The organism is Clostridium sp. 1001271B_151109_B4, from assembly GCF_015670405.1.
Taxonomy (GTDB): domain Bacteria; phylum Bacillota; class Clostridia; order Clostridiales; family Clostridiaceae; genus Clostridium.
In genome coordinates this window covers 1-18,193 of the sequence record NZ_JADPBQ010000024.1, presented here as the reverse complement: position 1 = coordinate 18,193, position 18,193 = coordinate 1, and the positions used below count along the sequence as shown (strand labels likewise).

Sequence of the window (18,193 nt, the reverse complement as noted above, 5' to 3'; positions counted from 1 at the left end):
CCCTTTATTGCTTACTTAAAAATTCTTTCGCAAATTTTTTATATGCTGTAGCACCCTTACATTTTTCATCATAAAGCATAATAGGTAATCCAAAGCTTGGTGCTTCTGCTAACCTTATATTTCTAGCAATAGTCGTTTTATATACCTTATCATTGAAGAATTTTTTTGCTTCCTCATATACTTCATTACTTAAATTAGTTCTATAGTCATACATGGTCATTATTACGCCTTCTATATCAAGAGACTTATTTAATGATTTTTTAACTAATTGAACAGTATTAATTAATTGCCCTACACCTTCTAATGCATAGAATTCACATTGTATTGGAATTAAAACTGAATCAACAGCAGTTAATGCATTTATTGTTAAAACACCTAATGATGGTGGGCAATCTATAAATATAAAATCATATTGATCTTGTATCTTAGATATTTCTCTTAAAAGAATAGTTTCCCTATCTTTTACTCCTATAATTTCAACTTCTGCACCTGCTAATTCCATAGTTGATGGTGCTATGTATAAGTTAGGAATTAATTCACTCTTAATAATAACACTTTCTAAAGAAGCACCAGCAGTTAGTACATCATACATAGAATATTCTAAGCTTCTCTTGTCTAATCCTAAACCACTAGTTGTGTTTCCCTGAGGATCAATATCTATTGTTAATACTCTATATCCTTCCATTGCCAGAAAAGCACATAAATTTATGTTAGTAGTAGTTTTTCCAACTCCACCTTTTTGATTAAAAATACAAATCTTTTTCATAAAAAGTCCTTATTAAGGACTTCACCCCCTTCCCATATGTATATTATATATATTTTCTTGTAATAGTTAAAGATGGTGTTATTAAAAATAAGATGAAATTTAAGTTAATGTTTCACATGAAACATTTAAACAAAAAAATATATTAATGTTTCACGTGAAACATATTATAAAAAAAGACACTCAAAATAAAGTTTGAGTGCCTTGAAAATATTACTTGTTTTTAGGAATAGAAACTGTTATCTCAATACATTCTTCTTTATCTTGAAGTTTGTATTCAGCTGGAATATTAAATTTATTTAATACTTGCTTTATAGTATTAACATATAACTTTCCTGGTAAAACTCCTTTACCTTTTCTCTTTTTCATTTGTTCACCAGCTAATTTTAATAATTCGGTATTAATTAACTCTTCTGTTTTCTTTACATTTAAAGAATTTGCTATTACCTTTTTCACAACCTTTAATTGTAATTCTTCATTTGGTAAACTTAATAATGCTCTTGCATGTCTTTCCGTTAAATTATTCTCAAGACATAAAGTTCTCACTTTATCGCTTAGCTTTAATAATCTCAATTTATTAGCTATTGTTGATTGTTTTTTTCCCATTCTTTTTGCTAATTCTTCTTGGGTAAATTTATGGTCATTAATTAAATTATAATATGCTTCAGCCTCTTCCATGAAATTTAAATCTTCTCTTTGCAGATTCTCTAATAATGCTAGCTCCGCTGATTCTGTATCTGTAATCTCGATTACATTACATGGTACAAATTCAAGTTCTGCCATTCGAGCGGCTCTCCATCTTCTTTCTCCTGCTACTAATTCAAATTTATCTCCTATTCTTCTAACAGTAATAGGTTGAATTATGCCATACTCTTTAATTGATTGGCTCAATTCATTTAGTGCCTCTTCATTAAAAAACTTTCTTGGTTGATATGTGTTTGGAAAAATACTTTCTACCCTTATGTTAATTATTTCTTTATTCATATTTATACGACCATCCCTCACAATTTGTTAACCAACATTTTGTTCCATATTTTAACAATACTACTTTTCTTTTTTTATTTCCTTCTATATTTCTATAGTTTTCGTAAGATAAATTACTATGCTATATATTATATTTTGCATTATATCCCACTTTATTAATTTGCTTTTTTATAATGGTTTTTTAGTAATCGTTCCAGCTTTTCTTGGATAAGTTTTAGGGCAAGATTTTATTTTTACAACCTCTACAATATTATGCTTCAAATCAGTTTCTTCAATAGAAATTTCTATTATTCCCTTTAACTCACCACCTAGAGTTTTTATTGCATTACCACCATTCTTAAGCTCTTCATCTATAGAAGGTCCTTTTAAGGCTACAAAATATCCACCTTTTTTTACATATGGCATACAGAACTCAGATAAAACAGCCATATTAGCCACAGCTCTTGAAGTTGCAACATCAAATTTTTCTCTTAATTCTGGCTTTCTAGCTCCATCTTCTGCTCTTGAATGAATAGTTGTAACATTCTTTAATCCAAGTTCTCTTACTACTATATTTAAATAATTAATTCTCTTATTTAATGAATCTAAAAGAGTTACTTCTACGTTAGGATTCATTATCGCTATTGGTAATCCAGGAAAACCTGCTCCTGTCCCAACATCAATTATATTCTTAGCATTTTTAATTGCATCAGATTTAAAAGCTTTAATACAATCTATAAAATGCTTTTTTATAACTTCCTCATCTTCAGTTATAGCTGTTAAATTAATTTTTTCGTTCCATTCTTGAAGAAGTCTCATATATTTAATGAATTGCTCATATTGCACTTCTGTTAATTCTAATCCTGCTTCATTTGCAGCTTCCTTCATTAAGTCAAAAAATTTCATTTTATTCCTCCACTTTATTCTTCTTATATTGATGTTCTAAATAAATAAGTAATACAGATATATCTGCTGGAGAAACTCCTGATATTCTTGAAGCCTGCCCTATACTTACAGGTCTTATTGAACTTAACTTTTGAATAGCTTCAACCCTTAATCCCTTTATATCATTATAATCTATATTTTCTGGTAATAGCTTCTTTTCAAATTTCTTAAATTGCTTAACTTGATCTAATTGGCTAGATATATATCCTTCATATTTTGCTATTATATTTACTTGTTCCCCAATATCATCTGTATAATTAGGTCTTTCTAAATCTAATGGTGCTAACATGAAATAATCTAATTCAGGTCTCTTGATTAATTCATACATACTAATAGGCTTCTTTAATTCTGTAGAATTAAGACTAACTAAGAATTCATTATTTTCTCTCTTATTAGTTATTTGTAAGTTCTTTAATCTTTCAACTTCATTTTCTATATTAGATTTTCTATTCAAGAATCTATTATATCTTTCGTCTGTTACTAATCCTACTCTTCTTCCTATTTCAGTTAATCTAAGGTCCGCATTATCTTGTCTTAATAATAGTCTATATTCTGCCCTAGAAGTCATCATTCTATAAGGTTCATTTGTACCTTTTGTAACTAAATCATCTATTAAGACACCTGCATATGCATCAGAACGAGTTAATATCATTGGCTCTTCACCCTTGATTTTTAAAGCAGCATTAATCCCTGCAACTATTCCCTGTGCAGCAGCTTCTTCATATCCTGAGCTACCATTTAATTGCCCTGCTCCATATAAGCCTTCTACCGTTTTAAACTCTAATGTTGGCTTTAATTGCATAGGATTAATTGAATCATATTCAATTGCATATGCAGTTCTTAAAAATTCAACATTTTCAAGACCATCTAATGTTCTATACATCTTAATTTGAACATCTTCTGGTAATGATGAAGACATTCCGCCTACATACATCTCTAATGTATCCTCACCTTCAGGCTCTATGAATATTTGATGTCTATTTTTATCAGGGAACTTCATAACCTTATCTTCGATAGATGGACAATATCTTGGTCCTACTCCTTCAATACTTCCATTGTATAAAGGCGATCTACCTATATTTTCTCTTATAATATTATGAGTTTCATCATTGGTATAAGTTAACCAACAAGAAATTTGTTCTCTTTCAATACTATCATTCATAAATGAAAATGGTACTATCTTTTCATCACCTGGTTGTTCTATCATCTTAGAAAAATCTACAGACTTCCTGTTAATTCTTGCTGGTGTACCAGTCTTAAATCTTCTCATTTCGATTCCAAGGTCCATTAAATGTTGAGTTAATTCATTAGCTGGTGCTAAACCATTTGGTCCACTGTTATAAATAACATCTCCAATTATTACTTTTGCTCTTAAATATGTACCTGTAGTTAAAATTATTGCTTTACATTTAAAAAATGCTCCATTTTTAGTTAAAACACCAACAACTTTACCATCTTCTATATCAACATCAATAACTTCAAGTTGTCTAACCTCAAGATTTTCTTGATTTTCTAATACACTTTTCATTCTATTTTGATATTTTTTTCTATCTGCTTGTGCTCTTAATGAGTGTACTGCTGGCCCTTTAGAAGTATTTAGCATTCTTGATTGAATGAATGTTTCATCTATATTAACTCCCATTTCTCCACCAAGTGCATCAATTTCTCTTACTAAATGTCCTTTAGCTGTACCTCCTATGTTAGGATTACATGGCATTAATCCGATTGCATCAAGATTTATTGTGCATACTAATGTCTTTAATCCCATTCTAGCTGACGCAAGTCCTGCCTCACATCCTGCATGACCAGCACCAACTACAACTACGTCGTATTCTCCTGCATTATATCTCATTTCTATACTCCTACTTTCCTACACAGAAATCTCCAAATATTTTATTTACTAAGTCTTCTTCTAATTCATCACCAGTAATTTCATTTAAGGCTCTTAATGCTGAAGTAACAAAAATAGATATTAAATCTAAATATTCGTTCATTCTTACTTTACTTAATGCCATTTCAGCATTTTCTAACGCTCTAAATAGCGCTTGCTTATGTCTTGAATTAGATATAATTAGACTTTCTGTATCAATTTTTCCACTAAAGAATAATTCTTTTATGGTTTCTTTTAAATCACTTAATCCAATTTCTTCTTTAGCCGATATTTTGATTATGTTATCAAAGTTACTTATTATCTTTTCATCTATTTTAGATTCTAAGTCTATCTTATTTAATATAACAATACACTTCTTATCTCCAACTGAATCAATAATTTCCTTATCCTCATCATCTAATTCTCTTGATGAATCAAGTACTAATAATACTAAGTCAGCTTCTTGGATTTTTTCTCTTGATCTTTCAACTCCAATTTTTTCTACAACATCCTCAGTTTCTCTAATCCCTGCTGTATCTATTATTTTGACAGGAATTCCATCTAAATTTATGTACTCTTCTATAATATCTCTTGTTGTTCCAGCGATATCAGTTACTATTGCTCTTTTTTGTCTTAATAAAGCATTTAATAGTGATGATTTACCTACATTGGGCTTACCTACAATTGCTAAGCTTAGCCCTTCTCTTATTAGCTTTCCTTCATCTGCACTCTTTAAAAGTCCATTCATTTCACTTATAGCCTTTTCTAAACTTTCTCCAACCTTTAATGGTATACTTGGATCTATTTCTTCATCATCTTCTGTAAAGTCTACTGCAAACTCAACTAAAGCTAATATATTTAGCATATATTCTCTTAATCTATTAATTTCTTTCGATAAATATCCATTACTCTGCATCAATGCTGATTTCATTGCTAAATCAGTTTTAGCAGTTATTATATCCATAACAGCTTCAGCTTGAGATAAATCAATTCTGCCATTTAAAAATGCTCTTTTTGTAAATTCTCCTGGTTCTGCAAGTCTTGCTCCGGCCTTTATTACTGTTTCTAAAACTTTATTAGTTGAAACAACTCCACCATGACAATTTATTTCTATTGTATCTTCTGCCGTAAAGCTTTTAGGCCCTTTCATAAAACTAATTATTACTTCATCAATAAGCTCATCAGTTTCTCCATCATAAATATGTCCATACTTCATTGTATAAGACTTCATATTTCTAATATCATCATTGCTTTTAGGCTTAAAAATCTTTGATGCTATATCTAATGCTTTATCCCCTGATATTCTAATAATCGCAATACCACCTTCACCTAAAGCAGTAGCTATAGCACATATTGTATCAAATTCTTTCATTCTTAATCCTCCGGATTTTCTGTTTTTAATTATTATGCCCTATTTTCGCTATTATTCATTTTACATAACTATTTTATATAAGTCAAAATTCTAAAAAAATAATAAGAGAAGACTTTTTTAAGTCTTCTCTTATTATTTTTTGAAACTTATTACTATTCTTCTAAAAGGCTCTTCACCTTCACTATATGTGTTAATATCATTGAATTCTTGTAACGCTGAATGAATAACTCTTCTTTCATATGGGTTCATAGGTTCTAATTTGTAAGGTCTTTTAGACTTTCTTACTTTATAAGCAGTTTTTTGAGCAACTCTTACTAGAGTTTCTTCCCTTTTACTTCTATAGTTTTCTGCATCCAATACAACTCGCTTATATGGATTATCGTGATCCTTATTTATCACTAAAGAAACTAAATATTGAAGCGAATCTAATGTTTCACCTCTATAGCCTATTACTAACCCCATCTTATCGCCATATAAATTAATATTTACAACATCATTTTCTTCTTTAATATTAATATCAGCCTTTATATTCATAGATTTTAATACATCAGTTAAAAACTTCCTTGCATTATCTATACTATCAGGCCTTTTAGTTACCCTAACCTTTGCTGGCTTAACTCCTATTAAGTTAAATAGACCCTTGCTTCCCTCATCAACTATCTCAACATCTACATTTTCTTTTGTAAGCTTTAATTCATCTAATGCATTTTGTAAAGCTTCATCAACTGTTTTACCAGTCATTTCTATTGTTTTCATACCCTATTCACCACCTATAAAATATGATAATTATCTCTTTTTAGTTTTTGGTGTAGATTTTTTAGCTTTTTGAATTTTAGCTTGTGCTAATTTTTCTTCTTCAATTTTTTTCTTTTTCATTGCTGGACGATAATTTAAGAAATATGTTTGAATTAATTGAATTATCCCACCAGTTATCCAATAAATTACTAATATTGGTTGGAATTGAAGTGCCATGAATCCCATCATACCTGACATAACAATATTCATAGTACTCATATTCATTCCGCCTTCTTGTTGAGGCATTGATTTGCTTAATAATAATGATGGTATATAAGTGCTTAATGCTGCTAATATAGCTAATATTATAGAAACAAAGTTAATTCCACCAATACTAAATATATCTGGTATGAATAAGAACGATGTATCAGCCCCTGGTGTTGCTGTTATAGTTCTAAATACACCATATAAAGCAAATAATATAGGTAATGGTAATAATGTTGGTAAACATCCACCAAACATACTAACATTGTTTTCTTTCATTAATTTAGAAGTTTCTAATTGTAACTTCTGCGGGTCATTTGCATACTTCTTTTGAAGTTTTTGTATTTCTGGTTGTATTTCTTGCATTTTTGCATTTGATTTTGTTGCTTTAATATTAAGAGGTAATATTAATAATCTTATAATTGCTGTAAAAAGCACGATTGCTAATACATACGAAATCCCTTCTGCATGTTCTGGTACCCCTAATGCAATAATCATATTATGTAAAGCATTGAACATTTTCGTCATTACATTTACAATTGCATTCCACATTCTAATAGCCTCCTTATTTTACCGGATCATATCCCCCATTTTTGTTAAAAGGATTACACCTTGCAATTCTCATTATAGATAAAAATCCTCCTTTAAGTACACCATATTTAGTAATTGCTTCAACTGCATACTGTGAGCATGTAGGAACAAATATACATCTTCTAGGTCTCATAGGAGAATAATATTTTTGATATAGCTTTATAATATTTAAAAGCAATTTTTTCATTTCAAATATATTCCTGCCTTTTTCAATAAGTTTATCATAGCTGCCTCTACATCGCTATATTTTTTTTCATTAATAGCGCTTCTAGCTACAAAAACAAAATCATATCCAGTTTTAATATCTTTAACATTTAATCTATAGCTTTCATATATTAATCTTTTGCTTCTACTTCTTACTACACTATTTCCAACTTTTTTACTTACAGAAATTCCTACCTTATTATATAATTCATTTTCTTCATTAATATTCTTTTTATTATTAAAAACATATAGAACTAATAATTTACTAGCATAAGACTTTCCTCTTCTGTAAACAAGTCTAAATTCTGTATTCTTTCTTAATTTGTATATCATAAGTTTTAATAAACTCTCCTTAAAATACCTGCATGTGCAGAAAAAAGGCCACAAAGTGCGGCCCTTATGCTGTTAATTTTTTTCTACCTTTTTGTCTTCTTCTCTTAAGAACGTTTCTTCCTGAAGCAGTGCTCATTCTCTTTCTGAAACCATGTTCTTTTTTTCTTTGTCTCTTTTTTGGTTGGTATGTCATGAACATTCGAAATACACCCCCTTTGAGTGATTTATTTATAGTAAAAACTATATTTCTCAATTTAAAGTTACCTTATCATTATATATATTTACCTTTTTACTGTCAATATGAATTAAATTCCGTAAAACTGTTGATAATTTTATTCACAGGCTAAAATTTGTGGATAACTTATTGATAACTTATATAACTATATGATATTATTAAGTATAAGTGTGAATAAAAATGTGAATAACTTAACTTATCCACAATTGTGGATTAATCTGTGTATAACTTGTTCAATCTTTCTTATTAACTCTATAATTACTTAGTTATTATTATCAAAAATAGGGCTTTTATTCGCTGTTAATAATATCTATGTTTATAATATCTAAAATTGTGGATAACTATAATGTAATTATATTATCTACATAAATTGTTAACATGTTATTAAACTTATCAACTTTATCAACATAATCATTTTTTTGTTAATAACTTTGTTGATATCTTGTTAATAAATTTTAAAAATTTCTTTTTTTGGAGGATAGCTTAAATGGAAACTGAGCTTAAAGAATTGTGGGAAAAAACCCTAAATATAATAAAAGGCGAGTTAACCGAGGTTAGTTTTAACACTTGGATTAAAAGTTGCGAGCCAATATCCATATCATCAAATACTATCATAATCAGTGTTCCGAATTCCTTCACTCAAGATATATTAGAAAAAAGGTATAAAGATTTAGTTATAAATTCGATCGAAGCTGCTTGTTCAAAAACTTATAATTTAAATTTTGTAATAGCATCTGAAATACAAGAAGCGGAAGAAAAAAATGAAGCAAATAAAAACACTGGTAAAAATGATGGAATTGCTGTTACTGTAAATGACGAAATGTCTAGTACACTAAATCCAAAATATACTTTTGATTCATTTGTAATAGGCAATAGTAATAGATTTGCTCATGCTGCATCTCTTGCTGTTGCTGAATCTCCAGCTAAAGCTTATAATCCTCTTTTCATTTATGGAGGCGTGGGACTAGGGAAAACACACTTAATGCATGCGATTGGTCATTATATTCTTCAGAATAATCCAAATGCTAAAGTTGTTTATGTTTCATCAGAGAAATTTACTAACGAACTAATAAATGCAATAAAAGATGATAAAAATGAAGAATTTAGAACTAAATACAGAAGTGTTGATGTTTTATTGATAGATGATATTCAATTTATTGCTGGTAAGGAACGAACTCAAGAAGAATTTTTCCATACTTTTAATACATTACATGAAGCAAATAAACAAATAATCCTATCATCAGATAGACCCCCTAAAGAGATTCCTACTTTAGAGGATAGATTACGTTCAAGATTTGAATGGGGTCTTATTGCCGATATTCAAGCACCTGATTTTGAAACAAGAATGGCTATTTTAAAGAAAAAAGCTGATGTAGAAAAACTAAATGTTCCTAATGAAGTTATGGTATACATAGCTACTAAGATAAAGTCTAATATTAGAGAACTAGAAGGTGCATTAATTAGAATTGTCGCATATTCATCTTTAACAAATCGTGAAATTACTGTTGATCTAGCTACTGAAGCTTTAAAAGATATAATTTCAAATAAGCAAAATAGAAGCATTACTATAGATCTTATTCAAGATGTTGTAGCTGCTTACTTTAATTTAAGAGTTGAGGACTTGAAATCACAGAGAAGAACAAGAAATGTAGCATATCCAAGACAGATAGCTATGTATTTAAGCAGAAAACTTACAGACATGTCATTGCCTAAAATTGGTGAGGAATTTGGTGGACGTGACCATACTACTGTAATTCATGCTTATGAAAAAATATCAGAAGGCCTAAATAAAGACGAAAGCTTAGAACACACAATAAATGATATAACAAAAAAGCTAACTCAAAAATAATCAACAACTGTACATAATAACTAGTGAATAGTTTGTGGATAAGTCATTTATTCGTCTTTGGCTGTGAATACTGTGGATAAGACTATGATTTTGTTACCGACTTATCCACAGTATTTTTTGCATGAATTTTATTGAAAAATAAGGGCTTAAGGTACTTATCCACATATCCACAGCCCTTACTACTACTATTATTATATTTATTATATATATATTATCTATTTAAATTGCATAATTCTATGTGCATAACTGTGTATAACTTAGGAGGTAAGATTATGAACATAATATGCTCAAAGCAAAAATTACAAGATGGAATTTCTATCGTTACAAAAGCTATAACAGGAAAAACTACTATGCCTGTACTAGAAGGTATTTACATTCAAGCTACTAAAGAAGGTCTAACATTAATAGGATCTGATATGGATGTTAGTATTGAAACGAAAGTAGAAGCTGAAGTATTAAATGAAGGTAGCATTGTAATTGATTCTAAGATTTTCTCTGAAATAATAAGAAAGTTACCAAATTCAGACGTAAAAATAGAAATAGCTGAAAATGATTTGGTTCAAATTACTTGTGAAAAGTCAGTTTTTAATGTTGTTTATATGAATGCAACTGATTATCCAGCTTTACCAAGTATCAATGAAGACCTTAATGTAGAGGTACCACAAAATTTATTAAAAAATATGATAAAAGGAACATCTTTTGCAATAGCGCTAGATGAAGCTAGACCAATATTGCAAGGAATACTTTTTGAAGTTAAAAATAAAGAACTTAATTTAGTTGCATTAGATGGGTATAGATTAGCTGTTAGAAGTGAATTACTAGATGTTGATGATAACATTGAAGTTGTTATACCAGGAAAAACATTAAATGAAGTTTCAAAAATATTAGAAGACAATGGAGATATAGTAAAAATAACTTTTACTAATAATCACATATTATTTAATATTAATAACACAAAAATTATATCTAGATTATTAGATGGTAAATTTGTAAATTATATTTCTCTTTTACCTCAAGAATATAAATTATTAGTGAATATTAAAAAACAAGAGCTTCAACAAGGGATTGAAAGAGCATCGCTAATGGCTAAAGACGGAAATAGCAATCTTATTAGATTAGATGTTCAAGAAGATACATTAGTTATCACTTCGAATTCTCAATTGGGAAAAGTAAGGGAAGAAGTAAATATAAATCTGCAAGGTGAAGGCATACAAATTGCATTTAATTCAAGATACTTATTAGATGTATTGAAAAATATGGAAGAAGAAGACGTGGTTATTGAAATGACTTCAAGCGTTAGCCCATGTGTAATAAAAGGAAAAAATAGCAATAATGCCAAATACTTAGTTTTACCAGTAAGACTAGTAAGATAGGAGGAACTTGTATAAAGTTTGAATAATTATACAAGAAGCGGTATGAATAAAATACAAATTAAAACAGAGTTTATTAAATTAGATTCATTTTTAAAGTTTTCAGGTGCAGTATCTATGGGTTCAGAGGCTAAAATGTTAATTTTAGATGAACTTGTTAAAGTTAATAATGAGATTTGCACTCAAAGAGGAAAAAAATTATATAAAGGTGACATAGTTGAATTTAATGGGGAAAGTTACGAAGTAGTTTAAAGACTATTTTTCCCAGAGTGCTTAACCTTATTAAGTTTAATATGTTATAATTAAAGGTGTTTAAGATGTTTATTAAAAGATTGCAAATGCTTAATTACAGAAATTATAATGTATTGGATATAAGCTTAGGTCCACATGTTAATGTTTTTATGGGCGATAATGCCCAAGGAAAAACTAATATATTAGAGGGTATATACTATTGTGCTTTTGCAAGGTCTCATAGGACATCAAAAGACAGAGAACTTATTAATTGGAATGCCGACAATGCACTTTTAAGTGTTTCTGTAGGTAGAGAGAGATTAGATAAGAGAATAGATATAAGCATTCTTAAGGACGGAAAAAAAGCAATACAAATTAACAAGATTAAAATTAAAAAGATCGGTGAATTATTCGGAAATTTTAATGTTGTTATGTTTTCTCCGGAAGATTTAAAGATAATTAAGGATTCTCCCGGCGTAAGAAGAAAATTCATAGATATGGAGTTGTGTCAATTAAATCCTAAATATTATTATAATCTTGTTCAATACAATAAAGTTCTGAATGAAAGAAATAGTATATTAAGAAATCGAAATATAAATAAAGATATTTTAGATGTATATGATATGCAATTGGTTGAATTTGGATATAATATAATAATAGAGAGATTAGAATACATTAAAAAGCTAAATAAGTATTCTGAAAAAATACATTCTGACATAACTTCAGGAAAAGAAAAGATTGAATTTAGATATACTAGTACTATTAAAGATTTAGAAAATATAAAGGATAATTTTTATGCAATATTAGAAAAGAATAGAGTTAGGGATAGCGAGAGAGGAATTACCTCTGTAGGACCACATAGGGACGATTTTATAGTCTTAATTAATGATATTGACACAAAAAGCTATGGGTCTCAAGGGCAACAAAGGACTGCTGTTTTAACTATTAAATTTGCATCTTTAAAAATCATTAAAGAGCTTACAGGAGAACATCCTGTTTTGCTTTTAGATGATGTGCTTTCTGAATTAGATTTTAGTAGGAAGAGATATATATTAAGTACGATAGGAGATATCCAAACAATTATTACATGTACTGGAATTGAAGATTTATATGAGTATTTAGATGATAAATCTAAAGTTTTTAAAGTTAAGGATGGAGAAATTCTTAACTAAAGGAGGAGTTCTTATGTTTTTACACTTAGGGGAAAACGTAGTAGTACCAATAAAAGATGTAATTGGTATATTTGACTTACAAACATCAATGTATAGTTCAGATACAATATCATTTTTGAGAATGGCTGAAGAAGACGGATTTGTTGAAATAATTTCAAAGGAAAGTCCTAAATCATTTGTTATAGCGGAAGTTAATAAAATGAGTAAGGTGTATTTATCACCTATTTCATCGTCTACTTTAACTAAGAGAACAAATATTGATTATAATCCATAAGTCCAATATTTAGCCTTCATAGTTAATAAAATCAAAAGTATAAGGAGGAATTTATGTTGGAAGAGAATAAGCAAAGTTATGATGAAAGTCAGATTCAGGTTTTAGAAGGCTTAGAAGCTGTAAGAAAAAGACCTGGTATGTACATAGGTAGCACGAGTTCTAGAGGTCTTCATCATTTAGTATATGAAATAGTTGATAACAGTATAGATGAGGCATTAGCTGGGTTCTGTAAAAATATAGAGGTTACAATAAATGAAGATAATTCAATTACTGTAGTTGATGATGGTAGAGGTATGCCAGTTGGAATTCACCCTAAAATGGGTAAGGCTACAGTTGAAGTTATAATGACTGTTTTACATGCTGGAGGAAAGTTTGGAGGCGGTGGATATAAAGTATCTGGTGGTCTTCATGGAGTTGGTGCTTCAGTAGTTAATGCATTATCTGAATACTGCGAAGTTACAGTAAAAAGAGAAGGTTTCATATGGCAACAAAAATACTCAAGAGGAAATGTTTTATGTGATTTAACGAAGATTGGAGAATCCGATGAACATGGAACTAAGGTATTATTTAAACCAGATCATGAAATTTTTGAAGATACTGTATTTGATTTTGAAGTATTAGCAAGCAGACTAAGAGAATTAGCTTTCCTTAACAAAGGAATTGCAATTTCTTTAATTGATAAAAGAGATGGTGAAGAAAGAGTTGAAAAATTCCACTATGAAGGTGGTATTAAAGAATTCGTTTCTTACTTAAATAGAAATAAAGAAGTATTACATGAGTCTCCTATTTATGTTGAAGGTGAAAAAGATGGAATAATAGCTGAAATTGCTCTTCAATATAACGATGGATATAATGAAAATCTATATTCTTTTGCTAACAATATAGATACTATAGAAGGGGGAACTCATTTAGCTGGATTTAAAAGTGCCTTAACAAGAGCAATAAACGATTATGCTAAGAGATTTGGGCATATTAAAGATAATGACAAAAATCTATCTGGTGATGATGCAAGAGAAGGTCTTACAGCTGTTGTTTCTGTTAAGATATCTGAACCTCAATTTGAAGGGCAAACTAAAACTAAGTTAGGAAATTCAGAAGTTAGAGGTGTTGTTGATTCAATAGTTGCTGAAGGAGTAAGTATTTTCTTAGAGGAAAATCCTGCAGTAGGTAAGATTATAATAGATAAAGCATTAATGGCAGCAAGAGCTAGAGACGCAGCTAGAAAAGCTAGAGAGCTTACTAGAAAGTCAGTTCTTGAAAGATCTACGCTTCCAGGTAAATTAGCAGATTGTTCATCTAAGGATCCAATGGAATGTGAAATTTATATAGTCGAAGGGGATTCAGCTGGTGGTTCAGCAAAGCAAGGAAGAAATAGAAAGTTCCAAGCTATTTTACCTTTAAGAGGTAAAATATTAAATGTTGAAAAACAAAGATTAGATAGAATACTTAATTCAGATACAATTAGAGCTATGATTACTGCTTTTGGTGCAGGAATTGGAAAAGATTTTGATGAAGCCAAATTAAGATATAATAGAATAATAATAATGACCGATGCCGATGTTGATGGGGCTCATATAAGAACTCTATTATTAACATTCTTCTATAGATATATGAGACCGCTTATAGATGGAGGCCATGTTTATATAGCACAACCACCATTATATAAAGTTAGCAAAGGTAAAAGAGAAGAGTATGCTTATACAGAGGAAGATCTTGATAAGATTTTAGAAGAGTTTGGTGGAAAAGATAGCTCAATAAATATTCAAAGATACAAAGGTCTTGGAGAAATGAATGCTAATCAATTATGGGATACAACAATGGACCCAGAACATAGAATCCTTAAAAAGGCATCTGTTAGTGATGCAATTGCTGCAGATGAGATATTTACTATATTAATGGGAGATAAAGTTGAACCAAGAAGAGAATTCATTCAAAAAAATGCTAGTAAAATAAGCAATTTAGATATTTAATACTAAGAAATTAGTATTAGTCGAGGTGAGTAAATGAACTTAAATGAGGGAAAATTTATACATGTAGATATAAATAAGGAAATGAAGCAATGCTATATAGATTACGCTATGAGTGTAATTGTTGGGCGTGCTCTTCCAGACGTAAGAGATGGTCTTAAACCAGTTCATAGAAGAATTCTTTATGCAATGCAAGAATTAGGCTTAGAGCCTAATAAGGGATACAGAAAATGTGCCAGAATAGTTGGTGAAGTTTTAGGTAAGTATCATCCACATGGTGATACATCAGTATATGATGCATTAGTAAGAATGGCTCAAGATTTCTCAATGAGATATATGCTTGTTGATGGTCACGGTAACTTCGGTTCTGTTGACGGTGACAGTGCAGCGGCAATGAGATATACAGAAGCTAAAATGAATAAAATTGCAATTGAAATGCTTAGAGATATTAATAAGAATACTGTTGATTTTATGCCGAACTTTGATGGTGAAGAACAAGAACCAGTAGTATTACCTTCAAGATATCCAAACCTTTTAGTTAATGGATCTTCAGGTATAGCAGTTGGTATGGCAACGAATATCCCGCCTCATAACTTAGGTGAAGTTATCGATGGAACTATAATGTTAATAGATAATCCAGAAGCTACAGGATTAGATATTATGACATGTATAAAGGGACCTGATTTTCCAACAGGTGGAATAATAATGGGTAAATCAGGTATAAGAGCTGCATATGAAACTGGAAAAGGTAAAATTGTAGTTAGATCTAAAACTGAAATTGAAGAGGAAAATGGAAGACATAAAATAGTAGTTACAGAAATTCCATACCAAGTTAATAAAGCTAAGCTTATAGAAAATATTGCTGATTTAGTTAAGGACAAAAAGATTGTGGGAATATCAGACTTAAGAGATGAGTCTGATAGAGAAGGTATGAGAATAGTAATAGAGTTAAAGAGGGATGCAAATCCAAATGTTGTTTTAAATCTATTATTTAAGCATACAAAGATGCAAGATACATTTGGTATCATTATGTTAGCTTTAGTAAATAATGAGCCTAAGGTTTTAAATTTAAAAGAAATATTAAGTAATTATATTAATTTCCAAAAAGAAGTTGTTACAAGAAGAACAATATTTGAATTAGAAAAAGCACAAGCGAGAGCTCATATTCTTGAAGGATTAAGAATAGCCTTAGATAATATTGATGAAGTAATTAATATTATTAGAGGATCAAAAACAGGTGAAATAGCTAAGAATACATTAATTGCAAGATTTGGATTATCTGAAAAACAAGCTATTGCTATCTTGGAAATGAGATTAAGAAGATTAACAGGTTTAGAAAGAGATAAAATTGAAGAAGAGTATGCGGAGCTAATGAAACTTATTGATTACTTAAACTCAATTCTTGCAAGTGAAGAAAGATTATTAGCTGTAATTAAGGATGAACTACTTGAAATAAAGTCAAGATATAACGATGAAAGAAGGACTCAAATAGAGAAAGTTGTTAATGATATTGATATAGAAGACTTAATTCAAGAAGAAGAAACTGTTATTACATTAACTAATTCAGGATATATTAAGAGAATATCAGCTGATACATATTCTGCTCAAAGAAGAGGGGGAAGAGGTATTCAAGCAATGTCTACAAAAGAAGATGATTTCGTAGAACATGTTTTAGTTACTTCGACTCATTCAGATGTATTATTCTTTACTAATAGAGGTAGAGTATATAAGAAGAGAGCATATGAAATTCCGGATGCTGGAAGAACAGCAAAGGGAACTAATATAATAAATCTTATTCAAATAGAGCAAGATGAAAAAATAGAAACTGTATTAACTGTTAGAGATAATATTGATGGGGGATACTTATTCATGGCAACTAAACATGGATTAGTTAAGAAAACACCTTTATCAGAATTTAAGAACTTAAGAAAGAGTGGGCTAATAGCTATTAACTTAAGAGATGGTGATGAACTTCTTAAGGTTAAGGTTACAAGAGGAGATGCCGATATTATAATAGTTTCTCAGGATGGTAATGCAATCAAGTTCAATGAACAAGATGTAAGGCCTATGGGAAGAACGGCATCAGGAGTTAAGTCTATGAACTTAAGAGAAAATGATATAGCCGTTTGTATGGATATAGCAGTTGATGAGGAAGATTTATTAGTAATTAGTGAAAATGGATTTGGGAAGAGAACTCCATTAACTGAATATAAGAGACAAAATAGAGGTGGAGTAGGTCTTATTACTTATAAGATAAGTGAAAAGACTGGTAAAGTTGTAGGTGCTACTGTTTGTAAGCCAGAAGATGAATTAATGCTTATAAATACAAGTGGAATTGCAATTAGAATAAATGTATCTGATATCTCAGTAACTAGTAGATCTGCTATGGGAGTTACTTTAATGAGAACTACTGAAGAGGAAAAAGTGGTTGCTGTTGCTAAGATAGCAAGTACTGGACATGAAGAAAGTGATGAACAATTAACATTAGAAGCATGTGCGGATAATGAATTAGTTGAAGAAAATAATGATACTAGTTTAGATAGATTAGTAGAAGAGGCTCAAAGAGAAGATATAGAAGAATAAAAAATATTTAGTTATAATAAGTGGTAAATTGCAAATAATACAGTTGTATTAAGTGATTTATCACTTTTTTTATATAAATATAGAAACAAAACATAAAAAATATATGTACTCTGTGCCTAGTGTATCAATAATAGAAAAATGGAGTATTTTTAATAAAATAAGAGAATATTGAGTATAATTTAATATAAACGGATGAAAATGAGGGATTAATATTAGTGTTGATGTTAAGATAAAACACGTCGCTGATGACAAATTAACAAAACAAACGAAAGTTGTTGAATAAGTTAATTTTGAAGTGACAAGAAATGATTCATTACTTAAAGAAATGTCAAAAAAACTTTTTTTAAAAAAGTTGTTGACAAGGAAAAAGAGTAGTGATAAGATAAAGAAGTCGCTTGAGAGCGATGAAGAAAATGGTCTTTGAAAATTGAACAGAATATAGTTAAAGTAAACCAGCAATTCTTTTGAGAGT

17 protein-coding genes are annotated in these 18,193 nt (G+C 29.6%); 7 read left to right on the top strand and 10 right to left on the bottom strand.

The window, feature by feature from the left end; translation table 11 throughout:
- Nucleotides 1-4: 4 nt before the first annotated feature.
- The 10 genes from I4V63_RS13650 to rpmH all read right to left on the bottom strand — a co-directional run bounded on the left by I4V63_RS13650 (nucleotide 5) and on the right by rpmH (nucleotide 8,239).
- Nucleotides 5-766: an AAA family ATPase gene (locus I4V63_RS13650; RefSeq protein WP_196001792.1), complete on the bottom strand. Its 762-nt coding sequence runs from the start codon at nucleotides 764-766 to the stop codon at nucleotides 5-7.
- 210 nt (nucleotides 767-976) lie between these two features.
- A complete protein-coding gene (noc, locus tag I4V63_RS13645) occupies nucleotides 977-1,747 on the bottom strand; it encodes a nucleoid occlusion protein (RefSeq protein WP_196001791.1) in 771 nt (256 codons plus the stop codon).
- Nucleotides 1,748-1,915: 168 nt separating this feature from the next.
- Nucleotides 1,916-2,632, bottom strand: a complete 717-nt coding sequence (gene rsmG / locus I4V63_RS13640) for a 16S rRNA (guanine(527)-N(7))-methyltransferase RsmG (protein WP_196001790.1) — start codon at nucleotides 2,630-2,632, stop codon at nucleotides 1,916-1,918.
- 1 nt (nucleotide 2,633) lies between these two features.
- Entirely contained in the window at nucleotides 2,634-4,523 is a 1,890-nt protein-coding gene (mnmG, locus tag I4V63_RS13635) for a tRNA uridine-5-carboxymethylaminomethyl(34) synthesis enzyme MnmG (RefSeq protein WP_196001789.1), read from the bottom strand.
- A gap of 10 nt (nucleotides 4,524-4,533) precedes the next feature.
- The gene (gene mnmE, locus I4V63_RS13630; protein ID WP_196001788.1) at nucleotides 4,534-5,913 is read right to left on the bottom strand and encodes a tRNA uridine-5-carboxymethylaminomethyl(34) synthesis GTPase MnmE; all 1,380 of its coding nucleotides are present in this window, start codon (nucleotides 5,911-5,913) and stop codon (nucleotides 4,534-4,536) included.
- Between the two features lie 132 nt (nucleotides 5,914-6,045).
- Nucleotides 6,046-6,669, bottom strand: coding sequence for an RNA-binding cell elongation regulator Jag/EloR (gene jag, locus I4V63_RS13625; RefSeq protein WP_196001787.1), 624 nt, complete (start codon nucleotides 6,667-6,669; stop codon nucleotides 6,046-6,048).
- A 30-nt stretch (nucleotides 6,670-6,699) separates the two neighbouring features.
- Nucleotides 6,700-7,464, bottom strand: coding sequence for a membrane protein insertase YidC (gene yidC / locus I4V63_RS13620; protein WP_196001786.1), 765 nt, complete (start codon nucleotides 7,462-7,464; stop codon nucleotides 6,700-6,702).
- Nucleotides 7,465-7,477: 13 nt separating this feature from the next.
- Complete coding sequence (gene yidD / locus I4V63_RS13615; protein ID WP_196001785.1) at nucleotides 7,478-7,690, bottom strand: membrane protein insertion efficiency factor YidD; 213 nt, start codon at nucleotides 7,688-7,690, stop codon at nucleotides 7,478-7,480.
- Entirely contained in the window at nucleotides 7,687-8,040 is a 354-nt protein-coding gene (gene rnpA / locus I4V63_RS13610) for a ribonuclease P protein component (protein ID WP_196001784.1), read from the bottom strand. The genes yidD and rnpA overlap by 4 nt, the downstream gene beginning before the upstream one ends.
- 64 nt (nucleotides 8,041-8,104) lie before the next feature.
- Nucleotides 8,105-8,239, bottom strand: a complete 135-nt coding sequence (rpmH, locus tag I4V63_RS13605; protein ID WP_196001783.1) for a 50S ribosomal protein L34 — start codon at nucleotides 8,237-8,239, stop codon at nucleotides 8,105-8,107.
- A gap of 523 nt (nucleotides 8,240-8,762) precedes the next feature.
- Between rpmH and dnaA the strand changes: the two genes are divergently transcribed.
- From dnaA to gyrA, 7 genes are all read left to right on the top strand, one after another.
- Nucleotides 8,763-10,124 carry a chromosomal replication initiator protein DnaA gene (gene dnaA, locus I4V63_RS13600; protein ID WP_196001782.1) on the top strand — a complete coding sequence of 454 codons (1,362 nt, stop codon included), beginning with the start codon at nucleotides 8,763-8,765 and terminating at the stop codon, nucleotides 10,122-10,124.
- A gap of 272 nt (nucleotides 10,125-10,396) precedes the next feature.
- Complete coding sequence (dnaN, locus tag I4V63_RS13595; protein ID WP_196001781.1) at nucleotides 10,397-11,497, top strand: DNA polymerase III subunit beta; 1,101 nt, start codon at nucleotides 10,397-10,399, stop codon at nucleotides 11,495-11,497.
- A gap of 42 nt (nucleotides 11,498-11,539) precedes the next feature.
- The gene (locus tag I4V63_RS13590) at nucleotides 11,540-11,746 is read left to right on the top strand and encodes an RNA-binding S4 domain-containing protein (RefSeq protein ID WP_196001812.1); all 207 of its coding nucleotides are present in this window, start codon (nucleotides 11,540-11,542) and stop codon (nucleotides 11,744-11,746) included.
- Between the two features lie 65 nt (nucleotides 11,747-11,811).
- Nucleotides 11,812-12,897, top strand: a complete 1,086-nt coding sequence (gene recF, locus I4V63_RS13585; protein WP_196001780.1) for a DNA replication/repair protein RecF — start codon at nucleotides 11,812-11,814, stop codon at nucleotides 12,895-12,897.
- A 13-nt stretch (nucleotides 12,898-12,910) separates the two neighbouring features.
- Nucleotides 12,911-13,171 carry an extracellular matrix/biofilm biosynthesis regulator RemA family protein gene (locus tag I4V63_RS13580; protein WP_196001779.1) on the top strand — a complete coding sequence of 87 codons (261 nt, stop codon included), beginning with the start codon at nucleotides 12,911-12,913 and terminating at the stop codon, nucleotides 13,169-13,171.
- 53 nt (nucleotides 13,172-13,224) lie between these two features.
- Nucleotides 13,225-15,141: a DNA topoisomerase (ATP-hydrolyzing) subunit B gene (gyrB, locus tag I4V63_RS13575; protein ID WP_196001778.1), complete on the top strand. Its 1,917-nt coding sequence runs from the start codon at nucleotides 13,225-13,227 to the stop codon at nucleotides 15,139-15,141.
- Nucleotides 15,142-15,174: 33 nt separating this feature from the next.
- Nucleotides 15,175-17,721 carry a DNA gyrase subunit A gene (gene gyrA, locus I4V63_RS13570; protein ID WP_196001777.1) on the top strand — a complete coding sequence of 849 codons (2,547 nt, stop codon included), beginning with the start codon at nucleotides 15,175-15,177 and terminating at the stop codon, nucleotides 17,719-17,721.
- Nucleotides 17,722-18,193: the final 472 nt, after the last annotated feature.

Bases quoted from the DNA above. Each gene is read 5' to 3' on its own strand.
- I4V63_RS13650 (WP_196001792.1), bottom strand. From the start codon at position 766: ATGAAAAAGATTTGTATTTTTAATCAAAAAGGTGGAGTTGGAAAAACT.
- noc (WP_196001791.1), bottom strand. From the start codon at position 1,747: ATGAATAAAGAAATAATTAACATAAGGGTAGAAAGTATTTTTCCAAAC.
- rsmG (WP_196001790.1), bottom strand. From the start codon at position 2,632: ATGAAATTTTTTGACTTAATGAAGGAAGCTGCAAATGAAGCAGGATTA.
- mnmG (WP_196001789.1), bottom strand. From the start codon at position 4,523: ATGAGATATAATGCAGGAGAATACGACGTAGTTGTAGTTGGTGCTGGT.
- mnmE (WP_196001788.1), bottom strand. From the start codon at position 5,913: ATGAAAGAATTTGATACAATATGTGCTATAGCTACTGCTTTAGGTGAA.
- jag (WP_196001787.1), bottom strand. From the start codon at position 6,669: ATGAAAACAATAGAAATGACTGGTAAAACAGTTGATGAAGCTTTACAA.
- yidC (WP_196001786.1), bottom strand. From the start codon at position 7,464: ATGTGGAATGCAATTGTAAATGTAATGACGAAAATGTTCAATGCTTTA.
- yidD (WP_196001785.1), bottom strand. From the start codon at position 7,690: ATGAAAAAATTGCTTTTAAATATTATAAAGCTATATCAAAAATATTAT.
- rnpA (WP_196001784.1), bottom strand. From the start codon at position 8,040: ATGATATACAAATTAAGAAAGAATACAGAATTTAGACTTGTTTACAGA.
- rpmH (WP_196001783.1), bottom strand. From the start codon at position 8,239: ATGTTCATGACATACCAACCAAAAAAGAGACAAAGAAAAAAAGAACAT.
- dnaA (WP_196001782.1), top strand. From the start codon at position 8,763: ATGGAAACTGAGCTTAAAGAATTGTGGGAAAAAACCCTAAATATAATA.
- dnaN (WP_196001781.1), top strand. From the start codon at position 10,397: ATGAACATAATATGCTCAAAGCAAAAATTACAAGATGGAATTTCTATC.
- I4V63_RS13590 (WP_196001812.1), top strand. From the start codon at position 11,540: ATGAATAAAATACAAATTAAAACAGAGTTTATTAAATTAGATTCATTT.
- recF (WP_196001780.1), top strand. From the start codon at position 11,812: ATGTTTATTAAAAGATTGCAAATGCTTAATTACAGAAATTATAATGTA.
- I4V63_RS13580 (WP_196001779.1), top strand. From the start codon at position 12,911: ATGTTTTTACACTTAGGGGAAAACGTAGTAGTACCAATAAAAGATGTA.
- gyrB (WP_196001778.1), top strand. From the start codon at position 13,225: ATGTTGGAAGAGAATAAGCAAAGTTATGATGAAAGTCAGATTCAGGTT.
- gyrA (WP_196001777.1), top strand. From the start codon at position 15,175: ATGAACTTAAATGAGGGAAAATTTATACATGTAGATATAAATAAGGAA.